The following is a 1,338-nucleotide window of genomic DNA, read 5'->3' on the forward strand; positions in this document are numbered from 1 at the left end:
TGGCGTCGTTGAACCTCAAGCTGATTTGATCATATATGGACACTTCCTATTGGCAAGTAGTAAATCTGAAAGTTTTAGGTAAAAGATTGCAGACATATATCCGAGTTCAAGGACTCTTAATGATTTCCGCTGAGCATGCTCTTATCAACAACACGAACTTGAAAGTCCTAAGATCAAATCAGAGTTCCATACTCACGGTCTTACCTGTTTTCTCATTTCCACTTCATGCGCAATTTTAGATAGATAGTAATTCAGGATTATAGTGTTGCTGATTAGCCAATAAAGCCCATGCAATTCGAGCATTCCGATTAGCTAGTGCGACTATTGCAACATTCTTGTGTTTTCGTTTCAGTAAGTCATTCAACCAGCGGTGAGTATAAGTGGTTGGCTGTTGCTTTAAGTGCCCAAGAACAGCTCTTGCACCATGCACTAGTAGTCTTCGTAAATAGCCATCCCCCCGCTTGCTTATACCAAGCAATACTTGTTTGCCACCCGTTGAAAACTGCTTAGGTACAAGTCCAATCCATGCAGATACCTGCCGTCCATTATTAAAAGATGCGGGGTCACCTATACTTGCAACAAGTGCGGTGGCAGTTATAGGGCCAATTCCAGGGATCTCTGCGATTCTTTTAGAATCAACATTCGTACTGTGCCATTGTTCAATTTCTTTTGTTAACGCACTAATTCGTGAAGAAAGCTCATCAATTAGTTCTTTTAAATGAGTAACCACGCAGCGAATCGGTGGCGTCAAATTATTTTCAGCATCCTCTAAAACCAGAGGGAGCTGCTTGTTAAGTGATGCACTTCCTTTAGGAAAGACAAGACCAAACTCAGCCAGCAACCCACGTAATTGATTAGTTTGGCCAGTTTTCATTGAAACTAACCTTTCTCTAGCTTTGTGAACAGAAAGGATTGATTGCTGTTCAATCGATTTTATAGGTACGAAACGCATGTTAGGGCGAGTTACCGCTTCACAGATTGCTTCAGCATCAGCGGTATCGTTCTTATTTGATTTCACATAGGGCTTAACAAACTGCGGAGGCATAAGTTTAACGTCATGACCAAATTGCTTGAATACTCTTGCCCAATAATGAGCACTGGAGCAAGCTTCCATACCAACAAGACAAGGAGGCATATTGGTCAACGTTTCGGACAACTTCTTTCTGCTGATATTTTTCTTCAAAAGAACTTTGCCTGATGAATCTACTCCGTGAAGAGCAAAAGAAGATTTAGCTAAGTCGATACCTAAAGTTGCAATGGTCATGGTCTCTTCCTCATTTATGTTACCGACTATAAGTTTAGACGGTGGGTGGAAGTGTCCATATCATTAACAACGCC

General features: G+C 41.3%; 1 protein-coding gene. It reads right to left on the reverse strand.

What is annotated here, in order from left to right:
* Positions 1-235: 235 nt before the first annotated feature.
* Positions 236-1,264, reverse strand: a complete 1,029-nt coding sequence (locus AB6E51_RS24430; RefSeq protein ID WP_017065108.1) for an IS110 family transposase — start codon at positions 1,262-1,264, stop codon at positions 236-238.
* Between the last annotated feature and the right edge of the window lie 74 nt (positions 1,265-1,338).

Source organism: Vibrio sp. 10N.247.311.47, assembly GCF_041467535.1.
Lineage (GTDB): Bacteria > Pseudomonadota > Gammaproteobacteria > Enterobacterales > Vibrionaceae > Vibrio > Vibrio crassostreae_C.

Bases quoted from the DNA above. Each gene is read 5' to 3' on its own strand.
- AB6E51_RS24430 (WP_017065108.1), bottom strand. From the start codon at position 1,264: ATGACCATTGCAACTTTAGGTATCGACTTAGCTAAATCTTCTTTTGCT.